Genomic DNA, 20,735 nt, shown 5'->3' on the forward strand with positions numbered 1-20,735 from the left:
GTCGTCTACCGGTACCACTGGGACGACGGCCTGCCCGGCCGGGAGGGCGGCTTCCACATCTGCACGTCGTGGCTGATCGAGGCGTACCTGCGCACCGGCCGCCGGAGCGACGCGGAGGAGCTGTTCACCCAGATGGTCGACACGGCCGGGCCGACCGGGCTGACCAGCGTTTTTCCACAACCTGTACCCGCGGCCGGCGCCGCGGGGGCGGCGGCCGTGTGCGTGCCGGGGTGTGCACGTCGGCGGCTTTGGTCATGTTCCGCCCGGCCGGAGCCATGAGAACAGGCCCCGGCGGCCGGACAGAACCACTTGAGGACAGCCCAGCAGGGCGTCAGTCAGTGCCCGAGCCACGACCGCCGGAACGTGAGCATCAGCATCAATGTCAGTGCCGTGGTGTGCAATGGGTGACGTGCCCGCACTGGATGAACCACTGAGCCAGCCCCTGAAGTCAGTGCTCGGCCCCGCCACCGCGAAGGTGATGGCCGAGCACCTCGGCCTGCACACCGTCGGCGACCTCCTCCACCACTATCCGCGCAGATACGAGGAGCGCGGCCAGCTCACCCACCTGGCCGACCTGCCCATGGACGAGCACGTCACCGTGGTCGCCCAGGTCGCCGACGCCCGCCTGCACACCTTCGCCTCCTCCCGCGCGCCGCGCGGCAAGGGGCAGCGCCTAGAGGTGACGATCACCGACGGCAGCGGCCGGCTCCAGCTGGTCTTCTTCGGCAACGGCGTGCACAAACCGCACAAGGAACTCCTGCCGGGCACCCGCGCGATGTTCGCCGGCAAGGTCTCCGTCTTCAACCGGCGCCTCCAGCTCGCCCACCCCGCCTACGAGTTGCTGCGCGGCGACAGCGAGGAGACGGTGGAGAACTGGGCCGGTGCGCTCATCCCCATCTACCCCGCCACCGCCAAGCTGGAGTCCTGGAAGATCGGCAAGGCCGTGCAGACCGTCCTGCCCGCCGCACAGGACGCCGTCGACCCGCTGCCCGAATCCCTGCGCTCCGGCCGCGGCCTGGTCACCCTCCCCGAGGCCCTCCTCAAGATCCACCGTCCGCACACCAAGGCCGACATCGCGGACGCCCGGGCCCGCCTGAAATGGGACGAGGCGTTCGTCCTCCAGGTCGCCCTGGCCCGCCGCCGGTACGCCGACGCGCAACTGCCCGCCGTGCCCCGCCGCCCCCAACCCGACGGCATCCTCACCGCCTTCGACGACCGGCTGCCGTTCACCCTCACCGACGGGCAGCAGCGGGTCTGCAAGGAGATCTTCGACGACCTCGCCGGTGAACACCCCATGCACCGGCTCCTCCAGGGAGAGGTCGGCTCCGGCAAGACCCTCGTCGCGCTGCGCGCCATGCTCGCCGTCGTCGACGCCGGCGGGCAGGCCGCGATGCTCGCCCCCACCGAGGTCCTCGCCCAGCAGCACCACCGCTCCATCACCGAGATGATGGGCGACCTCGCGCAGGGCGGCATGCTCGGCGGCGCCGAACACGCCACCAAGGTCGTCCTGCTCACCGGCTCCATGGGCACCGCCGCCCGCCGTCGGGCCCTGCTCGACCTCGCCACCGGCGAAGCCGGCATCGTCATCGGCACGCACGCCCTCATCGAGGACAAGGTGCAGTTCCACGACCTCGGCCTGGTCGTCGTCGACGAACAGCACCGCTTCGGCGTCGAACAGCGCGACGCCCTGCGCGGCAAGGGCAAACAGCCCCCGCACCTCCTCGTCATGACGGCCACGCCCATCCCGCGCACCGTCGCCATGACCGTCTTCGGCGACCTGGAGACCTCCGTCCTCGACCAGCTCCCCGCCGGCCGCTCGCCCATCGCCAGCCATGTCGTCCCCGCCGCCGACAAACCCCACTTCCTCGCCCGCGCCTGGGAACGCGTCCGCGAGGAGGCCGCCAAGGGCCACCAGGCGTACGTGGTCTGCCCGCGCATCGGCGACGAGGAGGACGACAAGAAGACCGGCCGCAAGAAGTCCCCCGAGGACGAGGCGGAGAAACGCCCGCCGCTCGCCGTCCTCGACGTCGCCGAGCAACTGCGCGGCGGCCCCCTGAAGGGCCTCACCGTCGAGGTGCTGCACGGCAGGATGCAGCCCGACGACAAGGACGCCGTGATGCGCCGCTTCGCCGCCGGCGAGGTGGACGTCCTCGTCGCCACCACCGTCATCGAGGTCGGCGTCAACGTCCCCAACGCCACCGTCATGGTGATCATGGACGCGGACCGGTTCGGCGTCTCCCAGCTGCACCAGCTGCGCGGCCGTGTCGGCCGAGGCTCCGCCCCCGGACTGTGCCTCCTCGTCACCGAGATGCCCGAGGCGAGCCCCGCCCGGCAGCGGCTCAACGCGGTCGCCGCCACGCTCGACGGCTTCGAACTCTCCCGGATCGACCTGGAACAGCGCCGCGAGGGCGACGTCCTCGGCCAGGCGCAGTCCGGCGCCCGTTCCAGCCTGCGCGTCCTCGCCGTCATCGACGACGAGGAGATCATCGCCGAGGCCCGCGAGGAGGCCATGGCCCTGGTCCGCGCCGACCCCGAGCTGACCGGGCTGCCCGGCCTGCGGACCGCGCTGGACGCCCTGTTGGACGAGGAGCGGGAACAGTACCTGGAGAAGGGCTGACAGACTGGAAGACCCCGGAGCACCACCCACCGACAAGGACCCGAGATGACCCGCGTGATCGCCGGCACCGCCGGCGGACGTCGACTCGCCGTACCGCCCGGCACCGGCACCCGCCCCACCTCCGACCGCGCACGCGAGGGTCTCTTCTCCACCTGGCAGTCGCTCCTCGGCGGCCCCCTGGACGGCGAGAGGGTCCTCGACCTGTACGCCGGCTCCGGCGCCGTCGGCCTGGAGGCCCTCTCCCGCGGCGCCGGCCACACCCTGCTCGTGGAGGCCGACGCCCGCGCCGCCCGCGTCGTCCGCGACAACGTCAGAAACCTCGGCCTGCCCGGCGCCGAGGTCAGGGCCGGCAAAGCCGAGCAGATCATCAGGACGCCCCCCCAGGAGCCGTACGACCTGGTCTTTCTCGACCCGCCGTACGCCGTGTCCGACGACGATCTTCGGGAGATTCTCCTCACACTCCGCTCTGAGGGCTGGCTCACTGAGCAAGCGCTCGTCACCGTGGAGCGCAGCACCAGAGGCGGGGAGTTCCGCTGGCCGGACGGCTTCGAGGCCATCCGGGCCCGTCGCTACGGCGAGGGAACGTTTTGGTACGGTCGCGCCGCCTCTACGTGCGAAGACGCACGATGACCGGACCGGAGAGCGAGGGATCTCAAGTGCGCCGCGCCGTCTGTCCCGGGTCGTTCGACCCGATCACCAACGGACACCTCGACATCATTGCCCGCGCCACGCGCCTGTACGACGAGGTCTACGTCGCGGTGATGATCAACAAGGCCAAGAAGGGCCTGTTCGAGATCGACGAGCGGATCGAACTGATCCGCCAGGTCACCTCCGAGTACGCCAACGTCCGCGTCGAGGCCTTCCACGGCCTTCTCGTCGACTTCTGCAAGCAGCGCGACATCCCCGCCATCGTCAAGGGCCTGCGCGCCGTCAGCGACTTCGACTACGAGTTGCAGATGGCCCAGATGAACAACGGCCTCACCGGCGTCGAGACGCTGTTCGTGCCGACCAACCCCACCTACAGCTTCCTCTCCTCCTCCCTGGTCAAGGAGGTGGCCCAGTGGGGCGGCGACGTCTCCCACCTGGTGCCGCCCGTCGTCCTGGAAGCCCTGCGGAAGCGTCTTCGCCAAGCCTGACCGGGCCACAGCCCGAGGGGCTACAGTCGTCCCGTCCGTCTCCAACACACGGCAGAGAGTGGCGAGCACACGGTGGACGTGCAGAAGAAGCTCGACGAGATCGTGGCCACGGTCTCGAGTGCCCGGTCCATGCCCATGTCGGCCTCGTGCGTGGTCAACCGCGCCGAGCTGCTCGCCATGCTGGAGGAGGTCCGCCAGGCCCTGCCCGGCTCCCTCGCCCAGGCCCAGGAGCTGATCGGCGGCCGTGAGCAGATGGTCGAGGAGGCCCGCCGCGAGGCCGAGCGGATCATCGAGCAGGCGCACGCCGAGCGCGGCTCGCTGATCTCCGACACCGAGATCGCCCGCCGCTCCCAGGCCGAGGCCGACCGCATCCTCGCCGAGGCCCGCAAGGAGGCCGAGGAGATCCGCGCCGAGGCCGACGACTACGTCGACTCCAAGCTCGCCAACTTCGAGGTCGTCCTCACCAAGACCATCGGCTCCGTCGGCCGCGGACGCGAGAAGCTCCTCGGCACCGGCCCCGGCCTCGACGAGCAGGGCTACGAGGACGAGGACGCGCCCGAGCGCAGCCACGACCCGGAGACCCTGCGCCGCGACGCCGACGCCTATGTCGACGCCAAGCTGGGCGCGTTCGAGGCCGTGCTCACCAAGACCCTGGAGGCCGTCGGCAAGGGCCGGCAGAAGCTGCACGGCCGGATCGCCACCGACGACCTCGGCGCCCTCGCCGACGATCCCACCACCGTCCAGCACTCCAGCGACGCCGACTACCTCGCCGACCTCGCGGCCCTCGCGGAGCAGGACGCCCCGCGCGGGACCGCGCAGCAGCCGTCGTACGACTACCCGCCCCAGCCCCAGCAGGCACCCCAGCAGCAGCCGGACCCCTACGCGGGCTACCAGCAGGCGTACGCCCAGCAGGACCCCTACGGCTACCAGCAGGCCGACCCCTACGCCGCCTCCGGCTACGGCGACGGCACGTACCAGCAGCAGGGCTACGACATCCCGCCCCAGCCCTCGTACGACCCCCAGCAGACGCCGCAGCAGCAGGGCGGCGCGCAGGGCTACGCCCTGGACGAGACCAGCCTGTTCGACACCAGCATGATCAGCGCGGAGCAGTTGCGGGCCTACGAGCAGGGCCGCGGGCTGTAGCCGATGCCGGGGGCGCTGCCGGGGCATGGGCCGCGGCAGAGGCCCGGCCGCAGCCGACGCCGCAGCCGGCGCCAGGGCAGTGGCCGGTGGCCGGGGCCGTGACCGCAGGGCCCGCACAGGGCCGGATTGGGCCGTGAGCGAAAGGTCCAGTATCCTGGCTCTTCGGTCGCGCGTACGTCCGCGATCAGCGCTGCCCGGGTGACACCGACGGGCGGCGTCCCCTTGAGCTCGGAAAGACCGAAAGCAGGAATGGCTCTGAACGCCCGCCTCGACCACCGCAACCCTCTCGTGTTCGACACGCACGAGCTGGGCCGGCGGCCAGGCGCGCTCCAGCGCCTGACCCGCACGGTCCCCGCTCCCCGGGACCTCGGTATCCAGGGAGTCATCGGAGTGCCGGAAGGCGCCTCGGTGGAACTCGAACTCCGTCTCGAGTCGGTCATGGAAGGGGTGCTTGTCACAGGCACCGCCCGTGCACAGGCCGAGGGGGAGTGCGTAAGGTGTCTGGAGCCGCTTCAGCTCGACGTCGAAGCGGACTTCCAGGAGATGTTCTCGTACCCTGACGCCGACGACCGGGGCCGTGTCCAGCACGCGGAACCGGGCGACGACGCCGAGGACGACGAGGACAGGCTCTTCCTCGAGGACGGACTGTTCGACCTCGAACCTCTGCTGCGTGATGCGGTGGTGCTCGCACTGCCGATGCAGCCGGTGTGCCAGGAAGACTGCCCTGGTCTGTGCCCCGAGTGCGGGGTGCGGCTGGCGGACGACCCGGACCACCACCATGACGCCGTCGACATCCGTTGGGCGGCATTGCAGGGACTCGCCGATTCACTCGAACCCGGCGATAAGGACGAGATGAGCGGCGCCGAAGCGGGCGTCGACGAGAAGCAGGAGAAGTAGCCGTGGCTGTTCCGAAGCGGAAGATGTCGCGCAGCAACACGCGCCACCGCCGGTCGCAGTGGAAGGCTGCGGTCCCCACCCTGGTCGCGTGCGAGCGCTGCCACGAGCCCAAGCAGCAGCACATCGCGTGCCCGTCGTGCGGCACCTACAACAAGCGCCAGGTCCTCGAGGTCTGAGCGGCTGGTGAGAGGCACTGTGTCCACGCCGAAGAAAAACTTTGCGGACAACCAGGCCTCGTCCCACACGCTTCTGGAAGGGCGGCTCGGCTACAAGGTCGAGTCCGCCCTTCTGGTGCGCGCACTGACCCACCGCTCGTACGCGTACGAGAACGGCGGTCTGCCGACGAACGAGCGGCTGGAGTTCCTCGGTGACTCCGTCCTCGGTCTCGTCGTCACGGACACGCTGTACCGCACCCACCCCGACCTGCCCGAAGGCCAGCTGGCCAAGCTGCGGGCCGCGGTGGTCAACTCGCGTGCGCTTGCGGAGGTCGGTCGCGGCCTCGACCTGGGCTCCTTCATCCGGCTGGGCCGGGGTGAAGAGGGCACGGGCGGCCGGGACAAGGCGTCCATCCTCGCCGACACCCTCGAAGCGGTGATCGGCGCGGTCTACCTCGACCAGGGCCTGGACTCGGCGGCGGAGCTGGTGCACCGCCTGTTCGACCCGCTGATCGAGAAGTCCTCCAACCTCGGTGCCGGCCTGGACTGGAAGACTTCCCTCCAGGAGCTGACCGCGACCGAAGGGCTCGGCGTCCCCGAGTACCTGGTCACGGAGACCGGCCCCGATCACGAGAAGACCTTCACTGCTGCCGCCCGCGTCGGGGGCGTCTCGTACGGCACCGGCACCGGCCGCAGCAAGAAGGAGGCGGAGCAGCAGGCCGCTGAGTCGGCCTGGCGGGCGATCCGCGCCGCCGCGGACGAACGCGCCAAGGCGGCGGCCGAGGCCGCCGAGAAGGCGCAGTCCGCCGAGGGTGCCGACGAGGCCCCCGCCTCCGCCTGACAGCGACAGACAGCACCGGCCGAGCGCCCGTCCCGACCGCGGGACGGGCGCTCGGCTCGTGGATCATCCCGCCGTGGGGGAGCGCATGCCCGAGTTGCCCGAGGTCGAGGTCGTACGCCGGGGTCTCGAGCGGTGGGTCGCCCACCGCACCGTCTCCGACGCCGAGGTGCTGCACCCGCGTGCCGTGCGCCGCCATGTGGCCGGCGCGGAGGACTTCGCGCGGCGGCTGGCCGGGCATCGCGTCGGCACGCCCAGCCGGCGCGGCAAGTATCTGTGGCTGCCGCTGGAGGACAGCGGGCAGGCGATCCTCGCGCACCTCGGGATGAGCGGCCAGCTGCTGATGCAGCTGGCGGAGGCACCCGACGAGAAGCATCTGCGTATCCGTGTCCGCTTCGCCGACGACCTGGGCACCGAGCTTCGCTTCGTCGACCAGCGCACCTTCGGCGGTCTCTCCCTGCACGACACCGCACCGGACGGGCTGCCCGACGTCATCGCGCACATCGCCCGCGACCCCCTCGACCCGCTGTTCGACGAGGACGCCTTCCATCGGGCGTTGCGCCGCAAGCGGACCACCATCAAGCGGGCGCTGCTCGACCAGTCGCTGATCAGCGGGGTCGGCAACATCTACGCGGACGAGGCGCTGTGGCGGGCCCGCATCCACTACGACCGCCCCACGTCCGGCTTCACCCGCCCCCGCACCCTCGCGCTGCTCGGGCACGTCCGGGACGTGATGAACGCGGCCCTGTCCGCCGGCGGCACCAGCTTCGACAGCCTGTACGTCAACGTCAACGGCGAGTCGGGCTGGTTCGACCGCTCACTGGACGCCTACGGCCGTGAGGGCCTGCCGTGCCGCCGCTGCGGCACGCCGATGCGCCGCAGGCCGTGGATGAACCGCTCCAGCTACTTCTGCCTGCGCTGTCAGCGGGCGCCGCGCGTCGCGTCGTAGCGCTCCCGGGCGGCGAGAACGTCGTCCATGTTGCCCTCGACGAAACGGATGAGGGCCAGCAGCCGCTCGGCGACCTGACGGCCGAGCGGCGTGAGGTCGTAGTCCACGCGGGGCGGATTGGTCGGCTGGGCCTCGCGGTGCACCAGCCCGTCGCGCTCCAGTGCGTGCAGGGTCTGGGACAGCATCTTCTCGCTGACACCGTCGACGCGACGGCGCAGCTCGTTGAAGCGCAGCGATCCCTCGTACAGCGCGCCGAGCGTCAGCGCACCCCACCGGCCCGTGACGTGCTCCAGCGTGCCGCGTGACGGGCAGCACTTCGCGAACACGTTGTACGGCAGCTCCCGCTCCGGGGCGCGCTCCTGCGTGGTGGTCATGCCCAAAGCGTACGGCAGGGGAGCGCTAACCAACAGGTTGCACTAACTAGGAGTTAGTGCTTTCCTCTTCGCAGTGCCGGTGAGCAGCGCCTACTGCTCATCCCTGCCCCTACCGTCCTCTCCTCAGGAGCACTTCCGTGACCACGACCCCTGTCATCGCCATCGCCTACCACTCCGGCCACGGCCACACCGCCGTCCTCGCCGAAGCCGTCCGCGACGGCGCCGCCGGCGCCGGCGCCGAGGTGCACCTGATCAAGGTGGACGAGATCACCGACGAGCAGTGGGAGCTGCTGGACCGCGCCGACGCGATCGTCTTCGGCTCGCCCACCTACATGGGCACCGCCTCCGGCGCCTTCCATGTCTTCGCCGAGGCCACCTCCAAGCGCTGGTTCGGCCAGGACTGGAACGACAAGCTCGCCGCCGGCTTCACCAACTCCGGCTCCAAGAGCGGCGACAAGCTGCACACCCTTCAGTTCTTCCAGATCCTCGCCGCGCAGCACGGCATGCACTGGGTCAGCCTCGGCCTGCGCCCCGGCTGGAACAGCGCCACGGCCTCCGAGAACGACCTCAACCGCCTCGGCGTCTTCACCGGCGCCGCCGCCCAGACCAACGTCGACGAGGGCCCCGACGGGGTCCACAAGTCCGACATCGCCACGGCGGAACACCTCGGCCGCCGCGTGACGGAAACGGCCCGCACCTTCACCACCGGCCGCGCGGCGCGGGCGGCCTGACGGGGGGCGGGGGGCAGTCCTCCGGCCGGCGGGGCCGTTTTCCACGGTCACGCCGCAGGCGGAGGCCCCGTCACCCTCACCCTCCCGGAGTGCTTCACCCTCGGCGGCCGATCTCCTCCAGCTCGGCGAGGTCCTCCTCGCCGAGAGACAGGCCCGCACCGGCCACGTTCTCCCGCAGGTGCTCCACCGACTTGGTCCCCGGGATCACCAGGATGTTCGGCGCCGCAGCAGCCACGCCAGCGCGACGCCGAACGGCGTGGCGTCCAGCCGCAGCGCCACCGTCGACAACGCCTCGGACTGGAGCGGAGTGAACCCGCCGAGCGGGAAGAACGGTACGTACGCGATGTTCTCGGCGGCGAGCCGGTCGATCAGCTCGTCGTCCGTGCGGATCGCGAGGTTGTACATGTTCTGCACGGCGACGATCGGCGCGATCGACTGAGCCTCCGCCACTTGCTCGGCCGTCGCGTTGCTGACGCCCAGGTGCCTGATCACGCCCTGCCGCTGCAACTCGACGAGCGTTCCGAACGCCTCGGTGACCGGGCCCGGCCGCGGCCCGGTGGCATCGCCGAGGCGCAGGTAGACCAGGTCCAACCGGTCGACACCGAGACCGGCGAGGTTGTCCTCCACCTGCCGGCGCAGCTGTCCGGGTTCGCGAGCCGGCGGCCAGCCGCCCTGCTCGTCGCGGACCGCGCCGACCTTTGTCGCCACGAGCAGCGACTCGGGGTATGGATGCAGGGCCTCGCGGATGAGGTCGTTCACCACGCGAGGGCCGTACACATCCGCGGTGTCGATGTGCGTGATCCCCAGTTCGCGGGTCTCCCGCAGGACGGCGAGGGCCCCGTCACGGTCGGCCGGGGGACCCCACACGCCCGGCCCGGCGATCTGCATGGCGCCGTAGCCGACCCGCGTCACGGTCCGGTCGCCCAGCTTCCAGGTGCCGCCGGGCAGCGAAGAAGACGTCGTGCTCAAGTCCTTCCCTCATTTCAGTCGGTGGCGCGAAGCCGGCAGACGGCTCCAGCACCCCTTCGCTGTCACCGTCCGCCGCCGCGTGCGCGGAACGTCTGCAGACATGGTTGGTGAACGCACATGACACAGTCCAAGACCCGTTGGATCCCTGCTGATACCTCAGCGGTTTCAGCAGGTACGGTCCGGCCCGTGGACGGCCTGGAGACCCGCGAGCTGCGGTACTTCGTGGCGGTTGCCGAGGAACTGCACTTCGGCCGCGCCGCCGAGCGGCTGCGCATGGCCCAGCCGCCGCTGTCCCGTGCCATACAGCAGCTCGAACGCCGCCTCGGGGCCCGGCTGTTCGACCGGGACCGCCGAGGCGTCGCGCTCACCGCCGCGGGAAGGACGCTTTTGGAGGAGGCCCGGCGCGCGCTCGACGCCGTCGACGCCGCAGTACGCCGTACGCGCCGCGCCGCGCTGACGGAGCCCGCCCTGGCGCTCACCACGAAGGCGGGCGCCTCCCACGAACTGCTGAAACGGCTGCTCGACACCTACGCCGCACGCCCGGGAGCCGTCGAGATCGACGTACTCCTGTGCGAGATCGGTGAGCAGCGCCAGTTGCTGCTCGACGGCCGTGCCGACGTCGCGCTCATGCATGCGCCGTTCGACCTGATGACCGGACTGGAGAGCGTGGAGATCCTCACCGAGGGCCAGGTCGCGATCCTCCCGGCCTCACATCCGCTCGCCGAGCGCCCCAGCCTCACCACGGCCGAGGTGAGCGACGTCCCCGACCTGCCGATCGCCCGCTGGCCCCGCCACGACTTCACCTACCCGCCGGGCCCCGGGCCCGAGGTGCGCAGCCAGTCGCAGCTCGCGCAGCTCGTGGCCCTCGGACGGACACTGCTGGTCGTCCCGGCCTCCAGCCGAGCCTGGCAGTGGCCGGACCACGTCGCGGTCCCCGTCACCGATGCCCCGCCCGCAACCACCCTCCTCGCCTGGCCCGCGGGCATCGCATCCCCGGCACTGACCGGACTCGCCGAAACCGCGAGGGAACTCGGGGAACAACTGGGGGACGCTTCGTCACTCTGACCGCCCGCCGCGGCCGGCGGCCTGCCGCGCCGCGCGCCGCCCGCAACGACCGACGCCGTCGGTCACGCCCCCCGGGGGCATCACCGACGGCGGCTCGTGGAAAGGCTCAGTACCCGAAGTCCTGCGTCCACCAAGGTCCGCCCGCGCCGAAGTGGGCGCCGACGCCGAGGGTCTTGAAGTCGCAGTTGAGGATGTTGGCGCGGTGGCCGGGGCTGTTCATCCAGGCCTCCATCACCGCCGCCGCGTCCGCCTGGCCGCGGGCTATGTTCTCGCCGCCGAGGTCGCTGATGCCGGCCTTGGCCGCGCGGTCCCACGGGGTGCGGCCGTCGGGGTCGGTGTGGTCGAAGAAGTTCCGCTGGGCCATGTCCTCGCTGAACGCGCGGGCCAGCTGGGTCAGCGCGCTGTTCGCGGCGACCGGGCTGCAACCGACCTTCGCCCGCTCCTCGTTGACCAGGCGCAGCACCTCCGCCTCGGCGGCGGCCTCCGCGGACACCGTGACCGGGGCCGAGGTGCGCTGCCTCTCCTTCGACTCGGACGGCGTGGGCTTCGGCTTCGGCGTCGACGCCTCAGCCGGCTTCTCGCTCGGCGTGGCCGTCGTCGGCTTCTCGCTCGGCGTCTTCGTCGGCGTGGGGGAGGCCGTGGAGGCCGAGGGGGACGGGGTCCCGGGCGCCGAGGGCGACGAGGAGCGCTCGCCGCCGCGGTCGGCGGAGCCCGGCACGCCCGTGCGGTCCTCCTCGGCCGTGCCGGCGACGCCGCCCTGCTCGCTCGCCGAGTTCGTCGGGCCGTCGGCGGCCTGGACGTTGTCTCCGGGGCCGCTGCCGCTGCCGAGGCGGTAGTTGTCCAGGCCCGGCACCACACCGGAGGCGACGGCGACCGTGCCGATCGCGACGGCCGCGGACACCCCGAGCAGGCCGGTGCGCACCGGCGTCACCGTCTTCTTCTTGCGGCGCCGGTGGCCGCTCGCCCGCCGCTCACCGCCGCCGGGCGCGAACCCGTCGGAGGGCAGCACCGCGGTCTCGTCGGCAGGCGCCCCGTAGGCGCCCGCCCCGGCCCGGTCCCCGTCCGTGGCGAACAGGTACTCCTGGCTCTTCGCATACGCGTCGGCGTACGCCTCCGGGTTCAGATAGGGCGCGATGCCCAGCGGGGCGTCCCCGGCGTCGTACGGATCGGACCCCCCCGGGATGTGGCTGTCCGTCCAGGAACCGTCGTCGTGCATGGCCCCCGTGGCGCGGCCCGTGGCGGCGCGGCCGGCGTCAGAGCGTCGGTGGCGTCCCATGTCCTGGCCTTCCTCGTCCCTTGCGGTCGACCCGGGCCGGGCCCGGATCTGAGATGTCGGCTGAGCGGTCCGAGCACGTCCCCCCGGCCCGGCGCCGATCAGACTCACCCGATCGAGTGAGTTTCATATGAGATGCATTGCGTCGGGACGGTACCGCATGGCGCCGGGGGAGGGAGTGTCCCGAGTGACATTGGCCCGTTAGGTTGCAGGCATGAGCGACGATGTACGGCTGGTCGCCTGGGTGCGCGGACGCGTCCAAGGTGTGGGTTTCCGCTGGTTCACCAGGGCAAAGGCATTGGAGATCGGCGGCCTGAGTGGTTTTGCTCTCAATTTGGGCGACGGACGGGTGCAGGTCGTCGCCGAGGGCCCCCGCGAGGGCTGCCAGAGCCTCCTCGACTGGCTGCGGGGCGACGACACGCCCGGACGCGTGGACGGTGTCACCGAGATCTGGGACACACCCCGCGGCGGCTACGACGGCTTCGCCATCCGCTGACCCGGCCGCCCCCGGCGCCCCTCAGGGCCGTACGGGGGCGTGCGTCCGGCACCGCGCGCCGCGAGAAAGAAGCAGGTCGTTGCCGCGAACCGCTTGCATCGCGGGACGCCGCACGCAAGGATGATCGCCACGCCCCCTGGGCCCCGAGGACGCCGGGACGCCGCCGATTTCAGGCCGTCCGCGCCGGGCCGCCCGTCAATGCGGGGCGTGATCGTGTTGACCGTCAAACTTTTTGGTGAGACGCTGAAAGCACCCCGCGCACCTAGCTGTTTGGCATGGCTGAACGGCAGCACAACTCCAGGCCTGCCAAGCAACCGCGGGTGCGAATCCCTCACGACCCACCACCGCTTCGGTCGGTCACTCAGTGTGGAGGACCATCCATCATGGCAAAGGCGCTTCTCGGTTACGTCGGCGGCTCCGACCCTCGACTCCTCGCCGAGATGCGACGGCTCCAGCAGCGCGTCCAGGACCTGGAATCCGAACTCGTACGGATCCAGGCGGAGAACGACGCCCTGCAGGCTGCCGCTTCTCACGACAGGATCATGGAGAGCATCGACGCGAACCAGGCGGAGCCTGCGCTCACCTGATCACTGCATCACCGCTCCACGACAGCACCGCAGTGGTTGGGCTGCCCGTACAACCGCTCAGTTGTCAGAGTTGCAAGGGACGCTTCGGCGTCCCTTCTTTCTTGCCCCCGCGTTCTTTCCCCCGCGCACCCTTTCAGTCTCTTAACGTCTGGTCTGCCCTGCGCGTTCACCGGCGAAACCGCGCGTTCATGGAGCGAGACAACCTCGGAAGGTAGAGTCCGACGGCGTGCACCTCAAGGCCCTGACCCTCCGCGGGTTCAAGTCGTTCGCGTCGGCGACCACGCTGCGGTTCGAACCGGGCATCACCTGCGTCGTCGGCCCCAACGGCTCCGGCAAGTCGAACGTCGTGGACGCCCTCAGCTGGGTCATGGGCGAGCAGGGCGCCAAGTCGCTGCGCGGCGGCAAGATGGAGGACGTCATCTTCGCCGGCACCACCGGCCGCCCCCCGCTCGGCCGCGCCGAGGTGTCCCTGACCATCGACAACTCCGACGGCGCCCTCCCCATCGAGTACTCCGAGGTCACCATCACGCGGACCATGTTCCGCAACGGCGGCAGCGAGTACCAGATCAACGGCGACACCTGCCGCCTCCTCGACATCCAGGAACTGCTCTCCGACTCCGGCATCGGCCGCGAGATGCACGTCATCGTCGGCCAGGGCCAGCTCGACTCCGTCCTGCACGCGGACCCCATGGGCCGCCGCGCCTTCATCGAGGAGGCCGCCGGCGTCCTCAAACACCGCAAACGCAAAGAGAAGGCCCTGCGCAAACTGGACGCGATGCAGGCCAACCTCGCGCGCGTGCAGGACCTCACCGACGAGCTGCGCCGCCAGCTCAAACCCCTCGGCCGGCAGGCCGCCGTCGCCCGCCGCGCCGCCGTCATCCAGGCCGACCTGCGCGACGCCCGCCTCCGCCTCCTCGCCGACGATCTCGTACGGCTCCGTGAGGCCCTCGACGCCGAGATCGCCGACGAGGCCGCGCTGAAGGCCCGCAAGGAAGCCGCCGAGCAGGACCTGAAGAAGGCGCTCCAGCGCGAGGCCCTCCTGGAGGACGAGGTACGGCAGCTCAGCCCGCGCCTCCAGCGCGCCCAGCAGACCTGGTACGAGCTGTCCCAGCTCGCCGAACGCGTCCGCGGCACGATCTCCCTCGCCGACGCCCGCGTGAAGAGCGCCACCCAGGCCCCCCTGGAGGAGCGGCGCGGCCGCGAGCCCGAGGACCTGGAGCGCGAGGCCGCCCGCATCCGCGAGCAGGAGGCCGAACTGGAGGCGGCCCTGGAGGCCGCGCAGCGCGCCCTCGACGACACCGTCGCCCACCGCGCCGAACTGGAACGCGAGCTGGCCGCCGAGGAACGCCGCCTGAAGGACGCAGCCCGCGCCATCGCCGACCGCCGCGAGGGCCTCGCCCGGCTCCGCGGCCAGGTCGGCGCCGCCCGCTCCCGTGCCGCCGCCGCGCAGGCCGAGATCGACCGCCTGGCCGCCGCCCGCGACGAGGCACAGCAGCGTGCGGTCGCCGCGCAGGAGGAGTACGAAGCCCTCAAGGCCGAGGTTGACGGCCTCGACGCCGACGACGCGGAACTCGCCGAACGGCACGAGGAGGCCAAGCACCGGCTCGCGGAGGCCGAGGCCGCCCTGACCGCGGCCCGCGAGGCGGCCACCACCGCCGAACGCACCCGCGCCGCCACCCGCGCCCGGCACGAGGCGCTTGCCCTGGGCCTGCGCCGCAAGGACGGCACCGGGATGCTGCTGGAGGCCCGAGACCGCCTCAAGGGCGTCCTCGGCCCGGCGGCCGAACTGCTGACCGTGACCCCCGGCCACGAGGTGCCGCTCGCCGCCGCGTTCGGCGTGGCCGCGGACGCCGTCGCCGTGGAGAACCCCTCCGCCGCGGCGGACGCCCTGCGCCTACTGCGCAAACAGGACGCCGGCCGGGCATCCTTGGTCGTCGCGGGCGCGGGCCCCGCCCCGGACGACGAGCCCCGGGGGCTGCCCGACGGGGCCGTCCCCGCCGCGCGCCTCGTCAAGGCCCCCGACGAGCTGGCGCCCGCCGTCCGCCGCCTTCTGCGGGACATCGTCGTCGTCGGCACCCTGGACGACGCCGAGGCCCTCGTCTACGCCCACCCCCGCCTCACCGCCGTCACCGCCGACGGCGACCTCCTCGGCACCCACTTCGCCCACGGCGGCTCCGCCGGCGCGCCCAGCCTCCTGGAGGTCCAGGCCTCCGTCGACGAGGCCGCCGCCGAGCTGGAGAAGCTGGACGTCCGCTGCCGGGAGCTGGCCGACGAACAGCAGGCCGCCACCGAACGACGCCGCGAGGCCGCCGCCCTCGTCGAGGAGCTGGCCGAGCGTCGCCGCGCCGCCGACCGGGAGAAGTCCGCCGTGGCCCAGCAGCTCGGCCGGCTCGCCGGGCAGGCCCGCGGCGCCGCCGGTGAGGCCGAGCGGTCCACGGCCGCCGCCGCACGCGCCCAGGAGGCACTGGAGAAGGCCCTGGAGGAGGTCGAGGAACTCGCCGAGCGGCTCGCGGTCGCCGAGGAGATGCCGGTCGAGGAGGAACCCGACACCTCCGTACGGGACCGGCTCGCCGCCGACGGCGCCAACGCCCGGCAGACCGAGATGGAGGCCCGCCTCCAGGTCCGTACCCACGAGGAACGCGTCAAGGGGCTCGCGGGACGTGCCGACTCCCTCGACCGTGCCGCCCGCGCGGAACGCGAGGCACGCGCGCGTGCCGAGCAGCGGCGCGCACGCCTGCGCCACGAGGCGGCCGTCGCCGAGGCGGTGGCGTCCGGCGCCCGCCAGTTGCTGGCCCACGTCGAGGTCTCCCTCGCCCGCGCCGAGCGGGAACGCGCCGCCGCGGAGGCCGCCAAGGCACAGCGAGAGCGGGAGCTGGCCGCCGCCCGCGCCGAGGGCCGCGAACTGAAAGCGGAACTCGACAAGTTGACGGATTCAGTTCACCGAGGCGAGGTACTCGGCGCCGAGAAGAGGCTGCGCATCGAGCAGCTGGAGACCAAGGCGCTGGAGGAACTCGGTGTGGAGCCTGAGGGGCTGGTGTCGGAGTACGGGCCGCACCTGCCCGTGCCGCCCTCGCCCCCCGCCGAGGGCGAGGAGCTGCCGGAGGACCCGGAGCACCCGCGGAACCGGCCGCGCCCCTTCGTCCGCGCCGAGCAGGAGAAACGGCTCAAGGCGGCCGAGCGGGCGTATCAGCAGCTCGGCAAGGTCAACCCGCTGGCGCTGGAGGAGTTCGCGGCGCTGGAGGAGCGGCACAAGTTCCTCAGCGAGCAACTGGAGGACCTGAAGAAGACCCGCGCCGACCTGCTCCAGGTCGTCAAGGAGGTCGACGAGCGCGTCGAGCAGGTGTTCACCGAGGCTTACCGGGACACCGCCCGTGAGTTCGAGGGCGTCTTCAGTCGGCTCTTCCCGGGCGGCGAGGGCCGCCTGGTGCTGACCGACCCCGACAACATGCTGACCACGGGTGTGGACGTCGAGGCCCGGCCTCCGGGCAAGAAGGTCAAGCGGCTCAGCCTGCTCTCCGGCGGGGAGCGGTCGCTGACGGCCGTGGCGCTGCTGGTGTCGATCTTCAAGGCCCGTCCGAGCCCGTTCTATGTCATGGACGAGGTCGAGGCGGCGCTGGACGACACCAACCTCCAGCGGCTGATCCGCATCATGCAGGAGCTGCAGGAGACCTCGCAGCTCATCGTGATCACGCACCAGAAGCGGACGATGGAGGTCGCCGACGCGCTCTACGGCGTGTCCATGCAGGGCGACGGTGTGTCGAAGGTCATCTCTCAGCGCCTTCGCTGATCCATGCTGTCTACACCCATCTCACCTGCACCGATTCACTACTTCAACTCTTGAATGCAACTGTCGCGACGCGTGGGTTCAAACGATTTCATCTAGGCCTCTTGACTTCGGAACTTGAAGACATAGGGTCTGCAACGTTGCTTTAGTCTTCAGGTGCTGAGCGGGGTGCTCTCGTATGCCCACCGGACCTGGAAGGGCAGATCCCCACCCGGCAGCGCTGCCGGTGGCCCGAGGAGTACACGTGACCAGCACTGCGCAGGCACCCCAGCCAGCAGCCTCAAAGGCGCATCCCGATCATCTCGGGCATGTCATCTTCATCGCGGCGGCAGCCGCGATGGGCGGATTCCTCTTCGGCTACGACAGCTCCGTGATCAACGGCGCAGTCGAAGCCGTCCGGGACCGCTACGACATCGGGTCCGCGGCCCTCGCCCAAGTCATCGCGATCGCGCTGATCGGCTGCGCCATCGGCGCCGCCACCGCCGGACGCATCGCCGACCGCATCGGCCGTATCCGCTGTATGCAGATAGCCGCCGTCCTGTTCACCGTCAGCGCCGTCGGCTCGGCCCTGCCCTTCGCGCTGTGGGACCTCGCCTTCTGGCGCATCGTCGGCGGCTTCGCCATCGGCATGGCCTCCGTGATCGGCCCCGCCTACATCGCCGAGGTCGCCCCGCCCGCCTACCGCGGTCGGCTCGGCTCCTTCCAGCAGGCCGCGATCGTCGTCGGCATCGCCGTCTCCCAGCTGGTCAACTGGGGCCTGCTCAACGCCGCCGACGGCGACCAGCGCGGTGAGCTGATGGGCCTGGAGGCCTGGCAGGTCATGCTCGGCGTCATGGTGATCCCCGCCGTCCTGTACGGCCTGCTCTCCTTCGCCATCCCCGAGTCGCCCCGCTTCCTGCTCTCGGTCGGCAAGCGCGACCGCGCTCGCGAGATCCTCGAGGAGGTCGAGGGCAAGGGCATCGACCTCGACGCCCGCGTCGCCGAGATCGAGCACGCCATGAAGAGCGAGCACCGCTCCACCTTCAAGGACCTGCTCGGCGGAAGCTTCTTCTTCAAGCCGATCGTCTGGGTCGGCATCGGACTGTCGGTCTTCCAGCAGTTCGTCGGCATCAACGTCGCGTTCTACTACTCGTCGACGCTGTGGCAGTCGGTCGGCGTCGACCCGACGGACTCGTTCTTCTACTCCTTCACCACGTCGATCATCAACATCGTCGGCACCGTCATCGCGATGATCTTCGTGGACCGGGTCGGCCGCCGCCCCCTCGCCATCATCGGCTCCCTCGGCATGGTCGTCGGCCTCGCCCTGGAGGCCTGGGCCTTCTCCTACGACCTCGTCGACGGCAAGCTGCCCGCCGCGCAGGGCTGGACCGCGCTGATCGCGGCCCACATCTTCGTCCTCTTCTTCGCCCTGTCCTGGGGTGTGGTCGTCTGGGTCATGCTCGGCGAGATGTTCCCCAACCGGATCCGCGCCGCCGCGCTCGGCGTGGCCGCCGCCGCGCAGTGGATCGCCAACTGGGCCATCACCGCGAGCTTCCCGTCGCTGGCCGACTGGAACCTGTCCATCACGTATGTGATCTACACGGTGTTCGCCGCGCTCTCCGTGCCGTTCGTCCTGAAGTTCGTCAAGGAGACGAAGGGCAAGACGCTGAAGGAGATGGGCTGAGCCCCACCCTCCCCGCAGACTCGGGGAACGGGCCCAAGTCCCCGCTGGTCCGCTCCTCGACACCCGACACACCGCCCCGCACCGGTTCTTCCGGCGCGGGGCGGTGTGCGTCGGGCGATGTGCGGGGGTGCACGGTTCGCTCCACAGACATCTGTGCCGCGTCCGGGGTGTCCCCGGTGCCCTTTCATCTCAGTCGATACGCCCTGATCGGAGCGCTACCGCCCCGCACCGACCCGCACCCCCCGAACGCCGAACGGGCCGCCCGGCCGATGCCGGGCGGCCCGTCCAGTCCGGTGACGGTGGCGAGGTCAGGCGCCCGCAGTCACCCGTTCCGGGGTGTCGTCGGACACGGCACCCGCACCCTTCTCCCCGGCCAGCGACCGCACCGCCGGCTTCGGCAGCACCAGATACAGCAGGCCGGAGATCACGATCGTCGCCACCCAGCCGAGGCCGTACTCGCCGATCACGTTGTTCGCCGCGAGCGGCCCGGTGAACCAGTCCGACCTGGTGAACAGCAGCCCGGCGACCAGACCCACCGCCCACGCGGCCACCGAGGCGGGGGAGAACCCGCCCCGGTACCAGTACGCGCTGGTGCGCGAGGTGTCGGCCATCGCCGCGCCGTCGTACTCCGTGCGCCGCAGCATGTCCGCGCCGAACACGCCGACCCACGCGGAGAACGCCACCGCCAGCAGCGACAGGAAGGCGATGAACGAGCCCATGAAGCTCGTCGCCACCAGCATCAGCACCCCGCCGAACACCAGGGAGATCACGGCGTTCACCGACACCGCCCAGTGCCGCGGCACCTTGAAGCCCAGCGTCTGCGCGGTGAAGCCCGCCGAGTACATCGACATGGCGTTGATCAACAGCATGCCGATCAGCGCGATCAGCAGATACGGCACCGCGATCCAGGTCGGCAGGATCTCGCCGAGGAAGGAGACCGGGTCGGCGGCCGAGGCCAGGTCCGGAGTGGCGACCGCCATCACCGCGCCCATCAGCACCATCGGCAGGACGACGACACCGGCGCCGCCCACCGCCGTACCGACGATCGCCCGTGACGACGCCGTACGCGGCAGATAGCGGGTGAAGTCAGGGGCCGACGGGATCCAGCTGACGCCGCCCGCCGCGATCATGCCGATGCCGGTGATCACGGCGGCGGTGGAGCCCGCGGAGTGGTCCAGCACCTTCGACCAGTCGGTGTGCACGGCGAGATAGCCGAGCACCAGCACCGAGAAGGCGCCGAAGAGGTACGTCGCGTACTTGTTGCACTTCTGCACCGCCGTGATGCCGAGCCCGGAGATCGCGAAGGTCGCGACCACGAACGCCAGCAGCATCACCATGTCCAGGACGCTGTTCGCGCCGATGCCGAAGACGATGTCCAGGATGGTGAGCATCGCGTAGGCGCCGGTCACGGCGTTGATCGTCTCCCAGCCCCAGCGCGCGACCCAGATCAGCGAACCGGGCAGCAGATTGCCGCGCTGGCCGAACACGGCCCGCGACAGCGCCATGCCGGGCGCGCCGCCGCGCTTGCCGGCGATGCCGATCAGCCCGACCAGGCCGTACGACACGACCGGCGCGACGATCGCGACGAGCAGCGCCTGCCAGATGTTCAGGTGGTACGCGACGACCAGGCTCGCGCCCATGGTCAGCAGCAGCACGCTGATGTTCGCACCCACCCAGGTGGGGAACAGCTCGCGGGTTCTCGCCGTGCGTTCGTGGTCCGGTACCTGTTCGATGCCGCGGGTTTCGAGAGCGCCTTCGGTCTCGGCGGTCTTGCTCATGAAAGAACGTGCCTAGCGGTGGGGAATGATGGACGACGGGACTCTACGCGCGTTGATGAACTCCTGCCATAGTACCTTGACCCGACTTGATCCCTCCGGCGGCGTCTGTCCGTCGGAGGAAGTCACAAGCGGGGTCCGGCGGACCCCATGGCTGATACTGGACGCGTTATGGAAACCGTCATCCTTGCTGTAGTCATCGCCGTGGTGGTCCTCGGCGCGCTCGGCGGGCTCATCGTCGGCAGCCGGCGCTCCAAGCAGCTGCTGTCTCTTATACCAATCT

The 20,735-nt window shown here is 71.0% G+C and carries 17 protein-coding genes and 2 pseudogenes; 15 read left to right on the top strand and 4 right to left on the bottom strand.

The window, feature by feature from the left end; all coding sequences use genetic code 11:
* The 9 genes and pseudogenes from MTQ10_RS13345 to mutM all read left to right on the top strand — a co-directional run.
* Nucleotides 1-279 (top strand): annotated as a pseudogene (locus MTQ10_RS13345) (hypothetical protein); the annotation flags it as partial.
* A 121-nt stretch (nt 280-400) separates the two neighbouring features.
* Nucleotides 401-2,617, top strand: coding sequence for an ATP-dependent DNA helicase RecG (gene recG / locus MTQ10_RS13350; RefSeq protein WP_247466679.1), 2,217 nt, complete (start codon nt 401-403; stop codon nt 2,615-2,617).
* A gap of 45 nt (nt 2,618-2,662) precedes the next feature.
* Nucleotides 2,663-3,247 carry a 16S rRNA (guanine(966)-N(2))-methyltransferase RsmD gene (gene rsmD, locus MTQ10_RS13355; protein ID WP_247466682.1) on the top strand — a complete coding sequence of 195 codons (585 nt, stop codon included), beginning with the start codon at nt 2,663-2,665 and terminating at the stop codon, nt 3,245-3,247.
* Entirely contained in the window at nt 3,244-3,753 is a 510-nt protein-coding gene (gene coaD / locus MTQ10_RS13360; RefSeq protein WP_247466686.1) for a pantetheine-phosphate adenylyltransferase, read from the top strand. Before rsmD ends, coaD begins: the two co-directional genes overlap by 4 nt.
* Before the next feature lie 72 nt (nt 3,754-3,825).
* Nucleotides 3,826-4,896: an ATP synthase F0 subunit B gene (locus MTQ10_RS13365; RefSeq protein ID WP_247466689.1), complete on the top strand. Its 1,071-nt coding sequence runs from the start codon at nt 3,826-3,828 to the stop codon at nt 4,894-4,896.
* A gap of 249 nt (nt 4,897-5,145) precedes the next feature.
* Nucleotides 5,146-5,793, top strand: coding sequence for a YceD family protein (locus MTQ10_RS13370; protein ID WP_247466692.1), 648 nt, complete (start codon nt 5,146-5,148; stop codon nt 5,791-5,793).
* 2 nt (nt 5,794-5,795) lie between these two features.
* Entirely contained in the window at nt 5,796-5,969 is a 174-nt protein-coding gene (gene rpmF, locus MTQ10_RS13375; RefSeq protein WP_003951102.1) for a 50S ribosomal protein L32, read from the top strand.
* 19 nt (nt 5,970-5,988) lie between these two features.
* On the top strand, nt 5,989-6,789 hold the full coding sequence (gene rnc, locus MTQ10_RS13380) for a ribonuclease III (protein ID WP_247466720.1): 801 nt from the start codon (nt 5,989-5,991) through the stop codon (nt 6,787-6,789).
* 85 nt (nt 6,790-6,874) lie between these two features.
* Nucleotides 6,875-7,735 carry a bifunctional DNA-formamidopyrimidine glycosylase/DNA-(apurinic or apyrimidinic site) lyase gene (gene mutM / locus MTQ10_RS13385; RefSeq protein WP_247466695.1) on the top strand — a complete coding sequence of 287 codons (861 nt, stop codon included), beginning with the start codon at nt 6,875-6,877 and terminating at the stop codon, nt 7,733-7,735.
* Here the strand turns inward: mutM and MTQ10_RS13390 are convergent.
* Nucleotides 7,708-8,109 carry a winged helix-turn-helix transcriptional regulator gene (locus tag MTQ10_RS13390; protein ID WP_247466696.1) on the bottom strand — a complete coding sequence of 134 codons (402 nt, stop codon included), beginning with the start codon at nt 8,107-8,109 and terminating at the stop codon, nt 7,708-7,710. The two genes, mutM and MTQ10_RS13390, sit on opposite strands and share 28 nt — an antisense overlap.
* 137 nt (nt 8,110-8,246) lie before the next feature.
* On the opposite strand from MTQ10_RS13390, the gene MTQ10_RS13395 reads away from it, so the two are divergent.
* Nucleotides 8,247-8,840: a flavodoxin family protein gene (locus tag MTQ10_RS13395; RefSeq protein ID WP_247466699.1), complete on the top strand. Its 594-nt coding sequence runs from the start codon at nt 8,247-8,249 to the stop codon at nt 8,838-8,840.
* A 94-nt stretch (nt 8,841-8,934) separates the two neighbouring features.
* On the opposite strand, the pseudogene MTQ10_RS13400 reads toward MTQ10_RS13395, so the two are convergent.
* Nucleotides 8,935-9,809 (bottom strand): annotated as a pseudogene (locus MTQ10_RS13400) (oxidoreductase).
* Nucleotides 9,810-9,995: 186 nt separating this feature from the next.
* On the opposite strand from MTQ10_RS13400, the gene MTQ10_RS13405 reads away from it, so the two are divergent.
* The gene (locus MTQ10_RS13405) at nt 9,996-10,874 is read left to right on the top strand and encodes a LysR family transcriptional regulator (RefSeq protein ID WP_247466701.1); all 879 of its coding nucleotides are present in this window, start codon (nt 9,996-9,998) and stop codon (nt 10,872-10,874) included.
* Nucleotides 10,875-10,980: 106 nt separating this feature from the next.
* Here the strand turns inward: MTQ10_RS13405 and MTQ10_RS13410 are convergent, their stop codons facing one another.
* Complete coding sequence (locus MTQ10_RS13410; protein WP_247466704.1) at nt 10,981-12,150, bottom strand: CAP domain-containing protein; 1,170 nt, start codon at nt 12,148-12,150, stop codon at nt 10,981-10,983.
* Nucleotides 12,151-12,361: 211 nt separating this feature from the next.
* Between MTQ10_RS13410 and MTQ10_RS13415 the strand changes: the two genes are divergently transcribed.
* The 4 genes from MTQ10_RS13415 to MTQ10_RS13430 all read left to right on the top strand — a co-directional run bounded on the left by MTQ10_RS13415 (nt 12,362) and on the right by MTQ10_RS13430 (nt 18,677).
* Nucleotides 12,362-12,643 carry an acylphosphatase gene (locus tag MTQ10_RS13415; RefSeq protein WP_247466707.1) on the top strand — a complete coding sequence of 94 codons (282 nt, stop codon included), beginning with the start codon at nt 12,362-12,364 and terminating at the stop codon, nt 12,641-12,643.
* 383 nt (nt 12,644-13,026) lie between these two features.
* Entirely contained in the window at nt 13,027-13,230 is a 204-nt protein-coding gene (locus MTQ10_RS13420) for a hypothetical protein (RefSeq protein WP_247466709.1), read from the top strand.
* A gap of 226 nt (nt 13,231-13,456) precedes the next feature.
* Complete coding sequence (smc, locus tag MTQ10_RS13425) at nt 13,457-17,017, top strand: chromosome segregation protein SMC (protein WP_247466712.1); 3,561 nt, start codon at nt 13,457-13,459, stop codon at nt 17,015-17,017.
* 241 nt (nt 17,018-17,258) lie between these two features.
* Nucleotides 17,259-18,677, top strand: coding sequence for a sugar porter family MFS transporter (locus tag MTQ10_RS13430; protein WP_247466715.1), 1,419 nt, complete (start codon nt 17,259-17,261; stop codon nt 18,675-18,677).
* A 308-nt stretch (nt 18,678-18,985) separates the two neighbouring features.
* Here the strand turns inward: MTQ10_RS13430 and MTQ10_RS13435 are convergent, their stop codons facing one another.
* Nucleotides 18,986-20,455: a cytosine permease gene (locus MTQ10_RS13435; RefSeq protein ID WP_247466717.1), complete on the bottom strand. Its 1,470-nt coding sequence runs from the start codon at nt 20,453-20,455 to the stop codon at nt 18,986-18,988.
* Nucleotides 20,456-20,735 lie beyond the last annotated feature (280 nt).

It is taken from the genome of Streptomyces sp. XM83C, assembly GCF_023072675.1.
Taxonomy (GTDB): Bacteria; Actinomycetota; Actinomycetes; order Streptomycetales; family Streptomycetaceae; genus Streptomyces; species Streptomyces thermocoprophilus.